Source organism: Bacillus sp. BSL6 (assembly GCF_052928345.1).
This window is the reverse complement of the sequence record NZ_JAVGCW010000005.1, coordinates 366479-386332: the sequence shown is the minus strand read 5'-3', so window position 1 is coordinate 386332 and position 19854 is coordinate 366479. Positions and strand designations below refer to the sequence as shown.

12 protein-coding genes are annotated in these 19854 nt (G+C 37.9%); 9 read left to right on the top strand and 3 right to left on the bottom strand.

Annotated features, from left to right (window positions below; all coding sequences use genetic code 11):
• Nucleotides 1–28 precede the first annotated feature (28 nt).
• Complete coding sequence (locus RCJ96_RS18755; protein WP_074609139.1) at nt 29–1882, top strand: terpene cyclase/mutase family protein; 1854 nt, start codon at nt 29–31, stop codon at nt 1880–1882.
• Between the two features lie 72 nt (nt 1883–1954).
• Here RCJ96_RS18755 and RCJ96_RS18750 read toward each other — a convergent pair whose 3' ends face one another.
• Nucleotides 1955–2104, bottom strand: coding sequence for a YfhD family protein (locus tag RCJ96_RS18750; RefSeq protein ID WP_001035808.1), 150 nt, complete (start codon nt 2102–2104; stop codon nt 1955–1957).
• 285 nt (nt 2105–2389) lie between these two features.
• Between RCJ96_RS18750 and fabG the strand changes: the two genes are divergently transcribed.
• Complete coding sequence (gene fabG, locus RCJ96_RS18745; protein ID WP_270794209.1) at nt 2390–3130, top strand: 3-oxoacyl-ACP reductase FabG; 741 nt, start codon at nt 2390–2392, stop codon at nt 3128–3130.
• A gap of 50 nt (nt 3131–3180) precedes the next feature.
• On the opposite strand, the gene dhaS is transcribed toward fabG, so the two are convergent.
• Nucleotides 3181–4665: an aldehyde dehydrogenase DhaS gene (dhaS, locus tag RCJ96_RS18740; protein WP_042514765.1), complete on the bottom strand. Its 1485-nt coding sequence runs from the start codon at nt 4663–4665 to the stop codon at nt 3181–3183.
• Between the two features lie 273 nt (nt 4666–4938).
• Between dhaS and RCJ96_RS18735 the strand changes: the two genes are divergently transcribed.
• The 6 genes from RCJ96_RS18735 to RCJ96_RS18710 all read left to right on the top strand — a co-directional run bounded on the left by RCJ96_RS18735 (nt 4939) and on the right by RCJ96_RS18710 (nt 11444).
• Entirely contained in the window at nt 4939–5217 is a 279-nt protein-coding gene (locus tag RCJ96_RS18735; RefSeq protein ID WP_316150929.1) for a YhdT family protein, read from the top strand.
• A gap of 3 nt (nt 5218–5220) precedes the next feature.
• On the top strand, nt 5221–6660 hold the full coding sequence (gene panF / locus RCJ96_RS18730) for a sodium/pantothenate symporter (protein WP_316150928.1): 1440 nt from the start codon (nt 5221–5223) through the stop codon (nt 6658–6660).
• Nucleotides 6661–6761: 101 nt separating this feature from the next.
• Nucleotides 6762–7709, top strand: a complete 948-nt coding sequence (locus RCJ96_RS18725) for a nucleoside hydrolase (RefSeq protein ID WP_009879443.1) — start codon at nt 6762–6764, stop codon at nt 7707–7709.
• A 117-nt stretch (nt 7710–7826) separates the two neighbouring features.
• On the top strand, nt 7827–8936 hold the full coding sequence (locus tag RCJ96_RS18720) for a serine hydrolase (RefSeq protein WP_316150926.1): 1110 nt from the start codon (nt 7827–7829) through the stop codon (nt 8934–8936).
• A 101-nt stretch (nt 8937–9037) separates the two neighbouring features.
• Nucleotides 9038–10543: an argininosuccinate lyase gene (gene argH / locus RCJ96_RS18715; protein ID WP_074609615.1), complete on the top strand. Its 1506-nt coding sequence runs from the start codon at nt 9038–9040 to the stop codon at nt 10541–10543.
• Nucleotides 10544–10610: 67 nt separating this feature from the next.
• Entirely contained in the window at nt 10611–11444 is an 834-nt protein-coding gene (locus RCJ96_RS18710) for a GNAT family N-acetyltransferase (protein ID WP_316150924.1), read from the top strand.
• Nucleotides 11445–11479: 35 nt separating this feature from the next.
• Here RCJ96_RS18710 and RCJ96_RS18705 read toward each other — a convergent pair whose 3' ends face one another.
• Nucleotides 11480–12229 (bottom strand): (S)-benzoin forming benzil reductase, encoded by a 750-nt coding sequence (locus tag RCJ96_RS18705; protein ID WP_316150922.1) that lies wholly within the window; start codon nt 12227–12229, stop codon nt 11480–11482.
• A gap of 116 nt (nt 12230–12345) precedes the next feature.
• Between RCJ96_RS18705 and RCJ96_RS18700 the strand changes: the two genes are divergently transcribed.
• A complete protein-coding gene (locus RCJ96_RS18700) occupies nt 12346–19818 on the top strand; it encodes a DUF7507 domain-containing protein (RefSeq protein WP_446699829.1) in 7473 nt (2490 codons plus the stop codon).
• The last annotated feature ends 36 nt before the right edge of the window (nt 19819–19854 follow it).

The following is a 19854-nucleotide window of genomic DNA, read 5'->3' as shown; positions in this document are numbered from 1 at the left end:
ACGGATTTCGAAAGGGTGGGTGAGTAATTTGTTATTATATGAAAAAGTGCATGAAGAAATAGCGAGAAGAGCAACTGCACTTCAAACGATGCAACGGCAAGATGGTACGTGGCGATTTTGTTTTGAAGGAGCTCCATTAACAGATTGCCATATGATTTTTTTATTAAAATTATTAGGTAGAGATAAAGAGATAGAACCGTTTGTAAAAAGGTTAGCATCACTTCAAACAAATGAAGGAACGTGGAAATTGTATGAAGATGAAGTGGGAGGTAATTTATCAGCTACCATTCAATCTTATGCTGCCTTACTTGCTTCGCAAAAATATACAAAAGAAGATGCGAATATGAAGCGAGCGGAAAATTTTATTAAGGAACGCGGAGGCGTGGCGCGTGCTCATTTTATGACCAAGTTTTTATTAGCAATTCATGGAGAATATGAATATCCTTCACTCTTTCATTTACCAACACCAATCATGTTTCTACAGAATGATTCCCCCCTCAGTATATTTGAATTGAGTAGCTCAGCACGTATCCATTTAATTCCGATGATGGTGTGTTTAAATAAAAGATTTCGAGTAGGGAAAAAGTTATTGCCAAATTTAAATCACATTGCGGGCGGGGGTGGAGAATGGTTTCGGGAGGATCGGTCTCCTTTGTTTCAAACGTTATTAAGTGATGTAAAACAAATTATCTCGTATCCACTTTCGTTACATCATAAAGGATATGAGGAAGTCGAACGTTTCATGAAAGAGCGTATTGATGAAAATGGAACGTTATATAGTTACGCAACTGCCTCGTTTTATATGATTTATGCTTTACTTGCGTTAGGGCATTCTCTTCAATCATCACTGATTCAAAAGGCTATAGCTGGTATAACATCTTATATATGGAAGATGGAAAGAGGGAGTCACTTGCAAAACTCTCCTTCAACTGTATGGGATACGGCTTTACTCAGCTATGCGTTACAAGAGGCACACGTTCCGAAAGATCACAAGATGATTCAACAGACAATAACATATTTATTAAAAAAACAGCATACAAAAAAAGCTGATTGGAGCGTACATGCTCCCGCACTTACTCCTGGCGGTTGGGGTTTTTCGGATGTAAATACGACAGTTCCAGATGTTGATGATACAACCGCTGTACTAAGAGTGTTGGCAAGAAGTAGAGAGAATGAAAAGGTAAATAATGCTTGGCAGAAAGGGATTGATTGGGTTAAAGGATTACAAAATAATGATGGGGGCTGGGGAGCGTTTGAAAAAGGTGTGACGAGCAAATTATTAGCAAATTTACCAATCGAAAATGCAAGTGATATGATTACAGATCCTTCCACACCAGATATTACAGGAAGAGTGTTAGAGCTTTTCGGGACATATACGCAAAATGAATTACCTGAGAAACAAAAACAAAGTGCGATAAATTGGTTAATGAATGCACAAGAGGAAAATGGATCATGGTATGGGAAATGGGGGATTTGTTATATATATGGTACGTGGGCTGTTATGACAGGTTTACGGTCACTCGGAATTCCATCTAACAATCCATCATTGAAACGAGCAGCTTTATGGCTTGAACATATACAGCATGAAGATGGTGGATGGGGGGAATCATGCCAAAGTAGTATGGAGAAAAGATTCATTACTTTACCATTTAGTACACCATCTCAAACAGCATGGGCGTTAGATGCTCTCATTTCTTACTATGATACAGAAACGCCAGCTATTCGAAAAGGCATTTCATATTTGCTTACGAATCCTTATGTGAATGAAAAATATCCTACTGGAACAGGTTTACCTGGTGGGTTTTATATTCGTTATCATAGCTATGCCCAAATTTATCCGCTACTTACTTTGGCACATTATACAAAAAAATATAGAAAATAAACCGAGAGATGTTTCTCGGTTTATTTTGTTGGGTAGTAGGTCCCTGTTGAAAAGAATAAGGTTGTGCTTTCCTTATTTTTCAGTTGACTGGCGTTTTTGACGTGCATCAGCGGCATTTGCACGTGCGTTTGCTTCTAAGTCATTGTGGTCAGCAAGTTCACGAGAGAACTCTACATCAATGCCATCAGTAGCTTTGTTTTGTTTGAAATTTTTTTTGTTCATTCGACACAATCTCCTTGCACTTTATCCCGCTTTAATGGGCAGTAAGCCCCCCACCTTAAAATTCAGTGAAAGCAAAGAAGTTAGGTGGGGGGCGGGCTGCCCATAAAAGTCCGATTGGTGAGGGCTAATAATCAGTGGGGATGAAGAAAATCCTCACTGATTAAAGTTTCACTTTATGCGACGTTGCAAAGTTAGTTTGACACAAATAGACTTTTTTATACAAAGAGGAATTGGAAAGTAAAAAGCCGAAATATACAGTATAAGTAATAGAAATGGGGGATAGGTATGGAGTTTTTAAACGGGAAAACAGCTGTTGTAACAGGAGCTGCACAGGGAATTGGAAAAGAGATTGCAAGGGTGTATGCAAGACTAGGGGCGAAAGTATTAATTAGCGATGTAAATGAAGAGAAATTACAAAAAACGACACGTGAGTTCTTGGATGAAGGATATGAAGTGAGCTTATATCGATGTGATGTGAGTAATCAAAATGAAGCAAAGTCGTTAATTGAATATGCGGTTCAAAAATTCGGAACATTACATATTTTGGTGAATAACGCTGGGATTACAAGAGATGCAATGTTACATAAAATGGAGAAGTCTGCTTGGGAACAAGTATTACAAGTGAACTTAACTGGAGTTTTTTATTGTATGCAACCAGCGCTGCTTTACATGAGACAACAAGGATATGGACGTGTTATTAATATATCTTCAATTAGTAGAGAAGGAAACATAGGTCAAGCAAACTATGCAGCTACGAAGGCAGGCGTTGTAGGTTTAACGAAAACGGCAGCGAAAGAAGTTGGAAATTTCGGTATTACGTGTAATGCGATTTGCCCAGGATTTATGGATACAGATATGACAAAAACGATACCAGATAAAGTGAAAGAAAAGATGGTCGGCGCGATTCCGGTTGGTAGAATTGGAACGCCAGAAGATATCGCGAACGCAGCTGCCTTCTTAGCATCAGAATACGCATCCTATATTACAGGAGAAGTATTAAATGTGAGCGGGGGACTGCAAGTTTAAAGACATACATAATGAAAAGAACCTGACCGGATAGGTCAGGTTCTTTCTCTTTAATTTAAGTTAAGCCAAACGCTCTTCACTTCTGTATAGTTATTTAATGCATAAGATCCCATTTCACGACCAAGACCGGATTGTTTAAATCCTCCAAATGGAGATGCTGCATCAAAGACGTTATAACAGTTTACCCATACTGTACCAGCACGTACTTTACTTGCAACGTAGTGTGCTGTTTTAACATTTTCTGTCCACACACCAGCTGCTAAGCCGAATTGTGATTTATTTGCACGTTCAATTACTTCATCAATATCGTTAAACGGTATAGCAGAAATAACTGGACCGAAAATTTCTTCTTTTGCAATCGTCATTTCATCATTTACGTCAGCGAATACTGTAGGAGAAACGAAGTAGCCTTGATCAAATGGATTACTTCCTCCGCAAAGTACTTCAGCACCTTCTTCAATCCCTTTTTCGATGTAGCCCATTACACGTTTTTGTTGTTCTTCGGAAACGAGAGGACCGATTGTAGTTTCTGGACTTAAGCCAGCACCTTGATTTAATTTTTTAGAGTAAAGGACAAGGTCAGCCATGACATTATCATACATTTTCTTCGGAACAAATAAACGTGATCCAGCAGAGCATACTTGTCCTTGGTTAAACATAACACCAGAAAGTGCACCAGGAATCGCGCGAGATAAATCAGCATCTGGCAAGATGATATTTGGTGATTTACCGCCTAACTCAAGTGTAACGCGCTTTAATGTTTCAGATGCTTGGCGCATAATTTGCTTACCGACTGGAGTAGAACCAGTAAATGCAATTTTATCAACGAGTGGATGATTAACAAGAGCTTGTCCAGCTGATTCACCGAATCCAGGAACGATATTAATAACACCTTTCGGGAATCCAGCTTCTTCAATTAATTCAGCTAAGTATAAGGCAGATAGTGGAGTTTGTTCTGCAGGTTTTAAAACGATTGTACATCCTGTAGCAAGCGCTGCTCCCATTTTCCACATTGCCATAAGAAGTGGAAAGTTCCAAGGGATAATTTGACCAACGACACCAACAGCTTCATGACGTGTATAGTTAAAGTAATCACCGGAAACAGGGATTGTTTGACCAACGATTTTCGTCGCCCAGCCAGCATAATAGCGCATATGCTCAATTGCAAGTGGTATGTCTGCTGCCATTGTTTCACGGATTGGCTTTCCGTTATCTAACGTTTCAAGCTGTGCAAGCTCTTCTTTATGTTCTTCCATTAAATCAGCTAACTTGTACATAAGCCGGCTTCGCTCAGCAGTGCTCATGCGAGACCAAGGACCTTCGTCAAAAGCCATGCGAGCTGCAACGACAGCTTTATGAATATCTTCGCGACCAGCTTCAGAAACGACGGCAAGTGTTTCGCCAGTTGCTGGGTTAGGTGTGTTAAACGTTTTTCCGGAAGCGCTTTCAATGAATGATCCATTCACATATAACTTTTTCGTACCTTGAAGAAACTTTTCTACCTTTTCATGAAGATTTACAGCTAGTTGACTCATTGTATAACCCCCTTGAAAATATAATGTAAACGCAGTACGAGACGGCGTTTATTCCGAGATCAAGGATGTAGGAACTAGATGGAAAGCCTCTAATTTAAATCATAATTAACAAATACTGAAAATTCAAATTTCATTTGTGTTACAATTGTAAAAAATATGTAATGTAAGAGAATCTTCTATATAATTATAAAAAATCCTGCTTGTTTTTGCTTTCTAGTAGGAAAAACTAGAGGAACAGTGGTACAATAATACATCGTGAGAGGAGGGAGAAAAATGAAGAATTATCATGATGATCCACGCTTTCGAATCGCCCATAGAGAAGCGTTAATTGGTCTTGGACTTGCAATTATTAATTTTATAATATGGTACGGATTTGCTTATGGGCTTGGTAGTAAAAATCCAAGTGAATATACATATGTATTCGGTTTTCCAACATGGTTTTTTTATAGCTGTATCGTTGGATTTATCGTTATGGTTATTTTACTTAGTTTAGTTGTTCGTTTTGTATTTCAAGATATTTCACTCGATGAGGAAGAAAAAAGTGAGGAATAATAGATGAATTGGTATGTAATCATTCCAATGATAATTTCGTTTATCGTTGTATTTTTAATTGGTGTATATGCTTCAAGACGTGTACAAGCGACTGCCCATAATAAATTTTTGCAAGAATATTTTTTAGGTGGGCGTGAGCTCGGTGGTTTATTATTAGCAATGACAATGATTGCTACGTACGGTAGTGCTAGTAGCTTTATTGGTGGTCCTGGTATTGCTTACAATATGGGGCTTGGATGGGTATTGTTGTCTGCGATTCAAGTTGTAACAGGATATATCGTTTTAACGGTTATCGGTAAAAAGTTTGCAATTATCGCTAGGAAGATGGAAGCTATTACTCTTATTGATTATTTAAAGGGAAGATACAATAATAAAGCAGTTGTTATACTTTCTGCGGTATGTATTATTATCTTTTTATTTTCAGCAACAGTAGCTCAGTGGGTCGGCGGTGGTCGATTAATTGAGTCGCTAACGGGTCTCTCTTATACAACAGCACTATTTTTATTTACTTTTTCTGTACTTGTGTATGTATTAATTGGTGGATTTCGTGCGGTTGCTTTATCAGATACGTTATTAGGTATCATTATGCTAGTTGGAACGACAATCATTTTAATCGCTACTGTCGTTGCCGGTGGTGGAATTGAAAAGATTATGCAGGAACTTGTTCAAATCAATCCGAATTTAATTACACCATTCGGAGCAGATGGTAGTTTAACAAAATCATATGTGACATCATTTTGGATTTTAATTGGAATTGGCGTTGTCGGTTTACCGCAAATTAGTGTGCGTGCCATGTCTTATAAAAATTCAAAAGCGATGCATCAAGCGTTAATAATTGGGACGATTGTTGTCGGTACCATTATGATTGGTATGCATTTAACGGGTGTATTTGCACGAGTCGTACTTCCGGGTATAGCGGTACCAGACAAAGTAATGCCGCTACTTGCAATGGAAGTGTTACCTCCTTGGTTAGCTGGAGTTTTCTTAGCCGCACCGATGGCGGCAATTATGTCTACAGTAAACTCGCTATTATTACTTGTAAGTTCATCAATCATTAAAGATATATACGTAAATTACATAAATAAAGATGCGGCAGACAGTACGATTAGAAAAGGAAGTTTATGGATTACGGCTATCGTAGGATTGCTCGTTTATGCAGCAGCAATTAAACCACCAGATTTTTTAATATGGTTAAATTTATTTTCTTTCGGTGGATTAGAAGCAGCATTCATTTGGCCGATTGTATTAGGGTTATATTGGAGGAAAGGAAATGCAACAGGAGCGCTTGCCTCCATTTTAGTTGGAGTAAGCTCATATATGTGCATTCATCTTTTCTATTCAAATCCGTTCGGTATACATACAGTTGTCTTCCCGATTTGTTTTGCGTTTATCGCTTATATCTTAGGAAGCATGGTTGCTGTGAAGAAAAACAGTATAGGTTAGATGAAAAACGTAGTCCTTACAGGACTGCGTTTTTTCGTATAAATTTGTTCTTTTTATTCTGTAATCCTGTGAATATTCATAAATTAATAACAATTGAGGGGATGGAGTTGAGGGCGATGAAAAAAGTATTATTTTTAGGAGACCCAGGAATTGATGACTCTTTAGCAATTATGTATGGATTGTTGCATCCTGATATTGATATTGTTGGTGTAGTAACTGGATATGGAAATGTAACGCAAGAAAAGGCGACAAGTAATGCGGCATATTTATTGCAACTGGCAGGGCGGGAAGATATACCTATTATTAATGGTGCGAAAATCCCTTTATCTGGAGATATTACAACGTATTATCCAGAAATTCATGGGGCGGAAGGTTTAGGACCAATTCGACCGCCAAAAAATCTTTCTCCAAATATAAGGCCTTTTTGTGAGTTTTTTGACATTCTTGAAAAATATAAAGGAGAATTAATTATAGTTGATGCCGGGAGGTCAACGACACTTGCGACAGCATTTATTTTAGAAAAACCATTGATGAAGTATGTGAAAGAATATTATATAATGGGCGGTGCTTTTTTAATGCCTGGAAATGTTACACCAGTCGCAGAAGCGAATTTTCATGGTGATCCTATTGCATCACAATTAGTAATGCAAAATGCCAAGAATGTGACATTGGTGCCGCTTAATGTTACATCTGAAGCTATAATTACGCCAGAGATGGTAAAGTACATTACGAAACATTCTAAAACGAGTTTTAATAAATTAATTGAACCGATTTTTACGTATTATTATAAAGCTTATAGAAAATTAAATCCGAAAATAACAGGGAGTCCAGTACATGACGTCGTTACAATGATGGTTGCGGCAAATCCCTCTATTTTGGACTATGTATACCGCCGTGTCGATGTAGATACAGTAGGGATTGCAAAAGGAGAGAGTATTGCTGATTTTCGTCCTCAACCTGATGCAAAAGCTTTAAAGAATTGGGTTCGAATTGGTTGGTCGTTACACTATAAAAAATTCCTCGAAGATTTCGTTAAAATTATGACGTAGACATAATGGGAGAATACAAGTTAAAATAATGGAGATGATTACTAAAATAATCATCTCCATTATTTTGTTTGTAAGAGATAGATAGAGAAGAGCTACACAATAGGAGAGGAATTTTACTTGAAAAAAACTATAGTATGCGCAGTGATTGTGGGTATTTTCGTTTTGCTAATATCGGGTAATTTTTTAGTGAAAAAAGTTTGGAGTTCAAATAATGATGATGCGCAGTATATCGCATCCTTTATTGAAGAACATAAAGATGAAAAAAATAGTGCACTTTTAGTAAAGAGAAATGATAAAATTGTTTATTCTGTAAATCCAGATGTTGTATTGCCAGTTGCTAGTACAATGAAATTAATTGTGGCGCTTGAATATACGAAACAAGTTACAGAAGGGAAGATTGATTCGTCTCGTTTTGTTTCAATTAATGATGTGAATCGTTATTATGTGCCGAATACAGATGGTGGAGCGCAAGATAGATGGCAAAGGTATTTGGAGAAGACAGGTAAGATAACTGAAGGAGCGATTTCTTTAGAAGAAGTGGCAAAAGGAATGGTTAAGTTTAGTTCGAATGCGAATGCTGAATATTTAATGGAAGTGTTAGGATTAGATAATATTAATCGGAATTTACAAAGTTTATCGCTTCCAGCACATCAGCCGCTATTTCCAATCGTTTCATCTTTATACATTCCAGGATATTTGCATAAAGAACTACACGTTCCGAAATATAAAATAGAGAAAAAGTTAAAAGAAATGTCTCAAGAGCAATATCGTCAATATGCGATGATTATTCATGAGCGTTTAAAAAAGAAGGGGCCATTATTACAGAAGGAAATTCCTCTTTATTTAGAGGAACGTTACGATAAAATTTGGTCAGATCGATTGCCAGCTGCTTCTGCAAACGATTATATGGTACTACTTCAAAAGGCGAATCATAAAGGCGACCTGACAGAAGCAGAAGAAAAAGTATGGGCCAATATCGTTGAAACAGATATGAGCGCTAAGAAATACCGTAAAACATTTAGACATGCAGGGCAAAAAAATGGCTATACGCCATGGACAGTTACAAAAGCAGTTTATGCGATGGACAAACGCGGGAACTGTACAGAAATAGTGTTCTTAGCAAATAATTTAAATGAAGATGACAGTGCAGAAATACGGAAACATTTAGCAAACTTACATTTCCAAGTGTTGCAAAGTGATAAGTATGATGCGACTTTTATTAAATAAACTCGGTGCAAAGAGCACCGAGTTTATTTTTGTGTACAAGCACTTTTTTCCTATCTCTGGGTATGATGGGTAGTAATACTTAGGTGAAAGGGGAAAAGGTGATGAAACAAAGTAAAGAAGAGTTTATAAAGAGTGAAGGCGCTGATTTCCCTGGGAAAACATACGTGAATTGCGTATTACAACATGTATTTGAGTTTCAACGAAATTACTTATTGAAAGATATGTTTCAAGTGCATAAAGCGCATATTGTGATGCTGATGGAAGAAAATTTAATGAAAAAGGAAGAAGCTAAATTTATATTACAAGCACTAAAAAAGGTTGAGGAAATTCCAAAAGAGCAATTGCTCTATACAGAGCAGCATGAAGATCTCTTTTTTTTAGTGGAACATTTAATTTCTCAAGAAGCGAAAAGCGATTTTGTAAGTAATATGCATATTGGTAGAAGTAGAAATGATATGGGTGTTACGATGTATCGCATGAGTTTAAGGCGATATGTGCTACGATTAATGGAACATCATTTGTTATTGCAAGAAAGTATACTGCAATTTGCTGCTGATCATAAGGAAACGATTATGCCAGCTTATACACATACACAACCAGCGCAGCCAACAACATTTGGTCATTATACGTTAGCGATTTATGATACGATGCAGAGAGATTTAGAACGCATGAAAAAAACGTACAAACTTTTAAATCATTCCCCAATGGGAGCGGCTGCGCTTTCTACAACAAGTTTCCCAATTAAACGAGAGCGAGTTGCCGAGTTACTTGGGTTTACAAATGTAATTGAGAACTCATATGATGCTGTTGCTGGAGCGGATTATTTATTAGAAGTTAGCTCTTTACTTATGGTAATGATGACGAATACGAGCAGATGGATCCATGACTTCTTACTATTAGCGACGAAAGAATATGATGGTATTACTGTGGCGAAGCCATATGTGCAAATTAGTAGTATTATGCCGCAAAAGCGAAATCCAGTTTCGATTGAACACGCCCGTGCAATTACGAGTAGTGCTTTAGGAGAAGCATTTACAGTATTTCAAATGATTCATAATACACCATTTGGTGATATTGTTGATACAGAGGATGACTTGCAGCCATACTTATATAAAGGGATTGAAAAGACTATTCGTGTTTTTTCTATTATGAATGCAGTTATTCGAACGATGAAGGTAGAGGAAGAAACGTTGAAAAATCGTTCCTATAAACATGCAATTACGATAACTGATTTCGCAGATGCTTTAACAAAAAACTATGACATTCCATTTCGGCATGCGCATCATGCAGCGAGTGCTATTGCAAATATGTTATTGGAGCAGAAAAAGGAGCTTCATGAATTACATTTGAAAGATGTGAATATGTACTTACAAGAAAAATTTAATATAACTTTATTAGAAAAAGAGTGGAAAGAAATTATATCGCCAGAAGCTTTTATACAAAAAAGAAATGTATACGGTGGGCCGAGTAAAAAAGAAATGGAGCGCATGATTAACAATCGAAAAGAGTCATTTCGACAAGAAGAGGTATTTGAAAAGGAAAAACAGAGAATTTTACAAGCTGAAAATAATTTGAATACGTTAGCTTCGAATATTATTGAATCGTAAAAGAGGAATTTAGTGAATTAATCGCCAATACCTTAATAAAACTATAAATAGAGAGAAGAGATTGTCGATGATTCAATTGCATGTATATGAAGAGATTTTTAATTTTAAAGAAGAGGTTAAACCATTTCTAGAAAAGAATGAGCAGGAAAATAATCTCATATTAGGCGTATTACAAATGGTCCACCAACCGATATTTATGGGGATAGCGAAACAAGGAGAAGAAATTGCGGTTGTATTTCTTCAAACAGAAGAGAAGAAACAAATTATTGTTGCTACGTCTGAAATGGTGGAAGAGGACATCGTGGAACTTGCCAAAAAATTAGCGGAAGTATATCCAGATGTTCCTGGATTAATCGGTAATAAGAAAATTGTACAGAGATTAGCCGAAGAGATTGCAGTGTTAGAAAATAAGAAAACTACTGTTGCGATGGAGCAAGGTATATATGAATTAAAACAAGTGAAGAAAAAGTGGAACGGAGATGAAGTCTTTCGAGAAGTAAATAGTGATGAGCTAACATTAATAGAACAGTGGATATACCAATTTTGCGAAGATGTGAATCTTCCTACTACGAAAGAGGAAACAAAACAAACGGCACATACATTAATTACTAATCATCGTTTATTTGGTCTAGAAGTAGATGGAAAACTTGTTTCTGTAGCAGCAAAAACACGTCCAACTAAAAATAATATAACAGTTAATTTCGTATATACGCCGAAAGAAGAAAGGAAAAAGGGATACGCATCTAATTGTGTAGCGGCACTTAGTCAACGTATGTTAGATGAAGGTTACAAAACAACGACATTATATACGGACCTGGCAAATCCAACATCGAATAAAATTTATCAAGAAATTGGTTATGAACAAATTGCGGAGTCTGTGCTTATATTTTTAGAGAAGTAGAACAAAAAGGCGTGCTAAAATAGCACGCCTTTTTGTTATTCATCAATTCTAATAACCTCGCCTTGAGGGAAGTCTTCGGTTTCTAGTAAGTTACGAATAGCTTTTGCAACGTATTCAGGTGATAATAGCTTTCCTTCTTCTTTTAATGCGATGAATCGATCTAAATTTGTGAAGTCTTCTTTATTTGTTTCCCGAATTTGTGCTTGCATATTTGTATCAACAACACCAGGTGCAAAAGCGACGATTTTTACTGGGAATTCTTTTGCTGCTTCTTCCGTTGCTACGCACTGTGTAAACATATTTACACCAGCTTTCGTCGTACAATAAGCGCCCCATCCGAAATAAGGATTTTTTCCTGCGCCAGATGAAATATTTATAACGCGTTTATCTACTTTCCAGTCTTTTGTATGTTTCATGAAAGTAGATGTAAGAATCATTGGAGCAAGTAAATTAATGTGAACGTTTGTAATGAATTGTTCACTTTCTGCTTTATCAATTGGCTTCATAGGAGCAACTGTACCCGCATTATTAATTAAATGAATAGCGGATACGCTGTTTTCTTTAATAGATGAAAGAATCTCTTTAAAGTTTGTTTCTAAATTATGTACATCTTGAAGATCTAAGGAGTAGAAAACACAATTGCTATTATATTGTTCTGCGATTTTCGTAAGCTCTTTATTTTCTCTTCTAGAAATAGAGATGACAGTTGTATTTTTTTCTAACAATTGTGTGGCAATAGCCTCACCTAAACCTTGTGAAGTTCCTGTTATAATAACGTAGCGCATAGTTTTATAAACTCCTCTCATATGTGCGGAATTTTGTTGGACAACGTACATTGTATAGTTTGTCTACATTTTATAGTATAGAGCAATTTTTACTATAATTGAAATGAGATGATTGTGTGCCTTTTATAAATCGGTTTACGACAACAGTGCCTGGTGCCGTCACGTTTACTGGGAATACGCTGGGACTTAGCCCTACATCACCTGCACCAGGTAATATTTTTGGTACACTTGCTGTGTTTACGACAGTAAATACAGCGTTGCAAGTACCAGGATTCCCAGCGGGTACAACGGATGACTGGCGATTGAATTCTTCTAGTGCAATTTTAAATCTTCCAGCGGGAAGCAGTGTGTTATATGCAGAATTAGTTTGGGCTGGTACTTTCCGGACTGATACGGAAGATGTTTTACCATTTTTAAATGATAGCATTACATTTACAACGCCAGCAGGGACGTTTTCTGTTACGCCAGATCCTGCTACCGCGCAGCAAGGTTCAGTAGGAAACCAGTTTTATTATGCTCGTTCTGCCAATGTAACGAACCTTGTTAGTGCAGGTGGGGCGGGCACATATACAACAGGTGCCGTGCCAGCTACAAGAACTTCAGCTGATCCAACAATTAGTCGTTCAGCTGGCTGGACGCTTGAGGTTGTGTATCAAAATGCAAGTTTACCACTTCGAAATTTGTCAGTATATGCAGGGCAAGAAATTATCGATGCTTCATCACCACCGGTTGATGCCACTATTTCAGGATTTGCAACTCCCGCAACAGGAGCTGTAACAGGAAGGGTACTTGTAACTGCACAAGAAGGTGATTCTAACATTTCTGGAGATCAACTTCGTTTTGGACCGAATGCGAATACTACAGTTGCTTTATTTGGACCGAGAAATCCCGCGAATAATTTCTTTCAGTCACAAATTTGTAATGACAGTGGAAATTTAGATACGAGCGGTACATTTGGAGATTTGAATCAGCCGTTAGGAGTAGCTTTGGCCGTCCGAAGGCAAGGGTGGGATATTACGAATGTAGATGCCTCCTCATCTTTAGTAAACAACCAAACGTCAGCAACGGTTCGATTTGTTACAAATGGGGATGGATATGCTGCAGCTGGTTTTGGTGTTCAAATTGATGCAACAGGTCCGATTATTAATCCTGTTAAATCGGTTAATAGAACAGTCGCAGGGGTAGGGGATACTCTTACCTATACGATTACGGTTCCAAATACAGGAACAGGAAGTGCAGAAAACGTTGTATTACGTGATAGTATTCCGAATGGAACGACGTTTGTTGCTGGTAGTGTAACGGTAGGAGGGGCAACACAGCCGAATGCGAACCCTGCTACTGGAATTAATTTAGGTACAATCCCAAATAATACGCAAAGAATTGTTACCTTTCAAGTGCGAATAACATCGTTTCCGAACCCAAATCCTATTCCAAATCGTGCAATGGTATCATATCAATTCCGTCCTTTCGTCGGTAGTCCACTTATTACTAGTATGTCTTCTTCGAATACAGTACAAACGACAGTGAATCAAGCAACTATAAGTATGCAAAAATCTGTAGATTTACAGACGGCAACGCTTAATGATATATTAACGTACACGGTTAATGTGACGAATAATGGAAACGTTACTGCAAACAATGTTATTTTTGTTGATAGTATTCCTGCAGGAACAACATTTGTAGCAAACAGCGTTACGGTAAACGGAGTAGCACGTCCAGGAGCGAATCCAGCAAGTAGTATTAATCTAGGAAGTATTAATGCTTCGCAAACGACCGTAGTGCGCTTTCAAGTTCGAGTAACATCGAACCCTCTTGTCAATCCAATTCCGAACCGTGCAAGTGCAACATTTACCTTTACTCCAGTGCCTGGTCAACAACCAGTTTCAGGGCAAGCGACAAGTAATACGGTAGTTACGACAATTAATATAGCTGATATAACAACGAGAAAAACAGTGGATAAAGCTTTTGCAACGGTTAACGACGTTCTTACGTATACGGTAACAATTCAAAATACAGGAAATGTACTTGCAACGAATGTTGTTTTTCAAGATCCGATCCCAATTGGAACGACTTTTATCACAAATAGTGTGACTGTGGATGGTGTTTCTCAACCTGGGGCCAATCCAGCTACTGGGTTTACAGTAGCAAATATATCTCCCGGCGGAAGTAGGAGAGTGACTTTTCAAGTACGAGTGACATCGACGCCATCAGGAGGCACGATTGCGAATCGCGGAAATGTAACTGCTAATTTCGTCGTTATTCCAAATCAGCCACCAATAACGATTAATAGACAAACAAATACAGTTGTGACACAAGTTAATACAGGCGGTTTAAATGTAATAAAAGAAGTGAATACAACGCAAGCAGCAGTAGGAGACACTTTAACGTACACAATTGCCGTTCAAAATACGGGGAATGTTCCGTTAACAAATGTGTTTTTCCAAGACGCTATTTCTTCCGCTGTTTCATTTGTTGCAAATTCTGTAACAATTAATGGAGTACCGCAAAGTGGATTGAATCCGAATACAGGATTTTCTCTTCCGAATATTCCTGCGGCTCAAACCGTTGTAGTCACATTTGATGTATTAATTATACAGGATCCAGAAAATGAAGATATTTTAAATCAAGCAAATGTAACAGCAAGTTTTCAAGTGAATCCGAGTGAACCACCCGTAACAATCAATGTTCCGAGTAACATTGTGAATACAACTGTACAATCAGGTAACTTTGAAGTTGTGAAATCAGTAAATACGGATGTTGCAACGGTAGGGGATATTTTAGTATATACAATAGAAGTCATAAACGCAGGTAGTGTACCAGCTACAAATGTATTTTTCCAAGATTCAATTCCACAAGGTACATTATTTATTGAAAACAGTGTCTTTGTGAATGGGATCTTACAAGAAGGCGCAGATCCAGAATTCGGATTCCCATTAAATAATTTGCCCGCTGGTGCGAGTGTAATTGTTACATTTGAAGTATTAATTGATGAAGTTCCACTTGGAAATAATGTTGTAAACAGTGCGAATGTTACAGGAGATTTCCTTGTAAATCCAACAGAGCCACCGATTACTGTAACAGAACCAAGTAATACTGTTATGACGGTCGTAAATTCTTCAGGATTAAATGTAATAAAAAGTGTAAGCGCTACTGAAGCTGGTGTAGGAGATACGTTAACGTATACAGTACGTATACAAAATAGTGGGACAGTAGCAGCAACTAATGTATCGTTCCTTGATCCGATTCCAGTTGGAACCACTTTTGTAGCGAATAGTGTAACAATAAACGGGCTACCTCAACCCGGTTTAAACCCAACAACTGGATTTCCACTTGCTAATATTCCAGTAGGAGGGATAGTAACAGTTACTTTTCAAGTAACGATTACGAGTGTACCGCCAAATAGAGTTCTTCCGAATAATGCGAATGTAACTGCTGATTTCCAAGTAAGTCCTCTCCAGCCACCAATTACAATTGTAACGATTAGTAATATTGTTGTGACGCGAGTGAATGTAGGATCACTTAATATAATGAAGAGTGTAAATACACCACAAGCAGGAGTAGGGGATACATTAACGTATACGATTCTTATTCAAAATACAGGAACTGTTCCTGCAACGAATATTATTTTTCAAGATCCAATTCCATCCGGTACTGCGTTTGTAGCAAATAGTGTGACGATAAATGGAGTCGTTCAGCAAGGCGCGAATCCTATGGCAGGTTTCCCAGTACCAAATATTCCGGTTGGGCAAACGGCCACGATTACGTTTCAAGTTACAGTGACGAGTGTTCCGAGCGGTGGAAATGTTAGAAACCAATCGAACGTTACTGCCAGTTTTCTTATAAATCCAGCAACCCCTCCAATAACGACTGTTACAAATAGTAATTTTGTAGTGACGCAAGTAAACACAGCACAGTTAAATATACAAAAATCTTCTTCTGTACAACAAGCAGCACTTGGAGAAATTTACACGTATTCTGTTGTCATTCGAAATAACGGTACAGTAACAGCAACGAATGTCTCTTTCCTTGATCCAATTGCTCCAGAAACAACATTTGTAGCAAATAGTGTAACGATAAATGGAACGCCACAACCAGGATTTGACCCAAATGTTGGTTTTCCGCTTCCTAATATTGCAGCTGGAACATCAGTGACAGTAACGTTCCAAGTTACGGTAGTTGCACCGTCTACACGTGGAGCAGTATTAAATACAGCATCTGCTACAGCCACTTTCTTATTAAATCCTTTACAGCCACCTGTAACAACAACGAACTCAAGTAATACAACGGTAGTTACAATACCATTACCTCCTCCTGGTGAAGTAACAGCAACAAAAACAGTTGACGTTGCAGCTGGAGCGGTTGGGGATGTATTAACGTATACCGTGCTCATTTCAAATGTAGGAATTATACCAGTTACAGATGTGTTCTTCCAAGATGTCATCCCAGAAGGAACGACATTTGTAGAAGGTAGTGTAACGATAGGTGGAGTGCAGCAACTTGGTTTAAATCCGGAAATAGGATTTACAGTTACGCCATTATTAATCGCTGGTGGAAGTATTGAGATCACATTCCAAGTGACGATTACAGAAATTCCAGATAATGAAGTCATATTAAATGATGCAGACGTTACATTTACTTCACAACCAAATCCGCAAGAACCACCGATTACGGAAACGATATTAACGAATTTAGTCGTTACGACAATTAATATAGCGTCTATTTTTCCGTTAAAACTAGTAGATAAAGAAGTAGCCACTGTAGGAGAAATTTTAACGTATGATGTATTGATATTTAATTTCGGAACAGTGCCAGCGACCAATGTTCAATTTATCGATACGACTTCTGCTGGTGTAGCATTTGTACCAGGAAGTGTGAGCATCAACGGGGTGTCTGCACCAGGATTAGATCCTTTCATCGGTTTTACAGTTCCAGATATACCTGTAGATGATTTTGTACTTGTCACATATCAGGAAGTGGTTACAAGCATACCAGAAGGTGGTACGATTGTTAACTTTGTAGACGTTACAGCTACATTTGCTGTAAGTGAAACAGAACCACCGATTACGGAGACGACGACAAGTAATACGACATTAACAGAAATCAATGAGCCTGGTTTGAATGTTTTAAAATCAGTAAGTCAGCCGGTTGTTGCAGTAGGTGATACAATCACATATACAACAGTCGTTCAAAATACAGGGACAGTGCCAGCAACGAATGTTCAATATAGTGATGTACTACCTTCTTCTATAGCATTCGTGCCGAACAGTGTAACGATAGACGGTGTGTTACAACCTGGATTCAATCCGAATAATGGATTCCCGCTTCCAGATATAAATCCAGGTGAAAGTGTAGAAGTCACATTCCAAGTAACTGTTGTTAGTGTTCCGTCAAACGGAACAATTGCTAATACGGCAAATGTAACTGGAAGTTTTGTATTAGTACCAGGAGAACCACCAGTTATAGTAAACCAGCCAAGTAATACAACACTCACAACTGTAAATAGAGGACGCTTTAATGTTATTAAACAAGTAAATAGAGCCGCTACTCTAGTTGGAGATGTATTGACGTATACAGTGCAAATAACGAATACAGGAACAGTAACAGCTAATGATGTTCAGTTTATTGATACCATTTCAGCAGGAGCGTCATTTGTACCAAATAGTGTAACGATAAATGGAGCCCCGCAACCAAACTTAAATCCGATTACTGGATTTGGAGTTGGAGATATACCAGTTGGTGAAACGGTTATAGTGACGTTTCAAGCGACAGTTACAAACATCCCGTCATCAGGAACAATTACGAACGTTGCAAATATAACAGGAAGCTTTACTTTAGTGCCAGGAGAACCACCAGTTGTAGTAACAGAGCCGAGTAATACGACGATAACTAGAGTGAATAGAGGACGATTTAGCGTTATAAAATCTGTAAATAAAGAAGCGACACGTTTAGGAGATACGTTAACGTATAGTGTGCAAGTTACAAATACGGGAACGGTAACAGCAACGAATGTTCAGTTTATTGATGTTCCATCACCTAGCTTAGAATTCGTTCCTGGAAGTGTACAAATAAATGGGATTCCGCAAGTAGGTTTAAATCCATTTATAGGCTTTTCATTACCGGATCTTGCAGTAGGGGATAGCGTATTAATTACATTTGCAGTAAATGTAATCGCAATTCCGCCTTCTAGTAGCATTATGAATACAGCGAGAGTAACGGGTGATTTCGAATTGATTCCAGGAGAACCTCCGTTTACAATTACGAATTCAAGTAATACGACAGTCACACCAGTAAATAGAGGTAGTTTAGATATGCAGAAAGAAGTAGACAATTCAATCGTTGGAGTAGGAGAAACGGTAACGTATACGGTTCGTATATTAAATACTGGTACTGCTGATGCGATGAATGTTCAATTTATCGATGTGCTATCTCCGGAAGCTGTTTTTGTACCAAATAGTGTAACTGTAAATGGAGTAGCGCGTCCGGGAGTAAATCCTCAGGTTGGATTTACGATTGTAGACATTCCAGTCGGTGAGACAGCGATTGTAACATATGAAGCTACGATTACCAGTTTTCCAGATGGTGGTACAGTAGTAAACGTTGCTGGGGCGTTAGCAGAATATATTTTAGTACCAGGAGAGCCTCCAGTTATAGTGATGGACACGAGCAATACAGTTATTGTAACGGTAAATACTGCAATCTTATTCGTTGCAAAAGGAGCAAACTTTGAAGTAGCGATGGTAGGAGATGTTATCACTTATGGAATCGCCGTTATAAATGACAGTACAGTTCCTGTGACGAATATTATTTTAACAGATATCATTGATCCGAATACGTTATTTATAAATGGCACGGTAACGGTAAATGATGTACCTCTCCCATTTGCCAATCCGAATACTGGTATTCCGTTAGGTGATTTTCAGCCAAATGATGCAGCCATTATTAATTTCCAAGTTGTAATAACAGGAGGACAAATAAATAATTTAGTTACAAATACTGCTATAGCAAATGGGCTTGCAATTGTAAACCCGAATGAGCCGCCAGTAGTAGTTGAAGGTGATAGCAATACAGTTGTTATCCCGTTTATTCCTCAAAATGTCTCAACGACAGTCGTAAAAACGGCAGATTTACAGGCAGCAACGATTGGAGATGTCATTACGTTTACGACAGTTATTACAAATACGGGTGATACTGTCATACAAAATATTCGTTTTCAAGATATGTTAGATAGTAGTGTACGATTTGTCCTTGGAAGTGTAACGGTTGATAATGCACCAGTACCAAATGTAAGCCCGGTATCAGGATTTCTTATAGGGAATTTAAATCCAGGTGAAGCACGAACAGTTTCGTTCCAAGTAGTAGTGCAGAGTGCCCCAAGTGGTTCGGGGAATTATATAAATCAAGCAAGTATTCGTTTCGAACATCAAGTAGGCACAGTGTTACCACCTGTTACACAAATAGTAGAAAGTAATATAGTTGTTATTCCATTTGTTCCAACGATAGAACAAATTTGCGAAACGAATCTTAATTGTTTAGGGAAAATTTCTTTTCAATGTTCTCCGTGTGATCACTTGCAAATAAAGAGAAAATAAATGCAGAAAGAGCATCCTGTAAGAGAAGGATGCTCT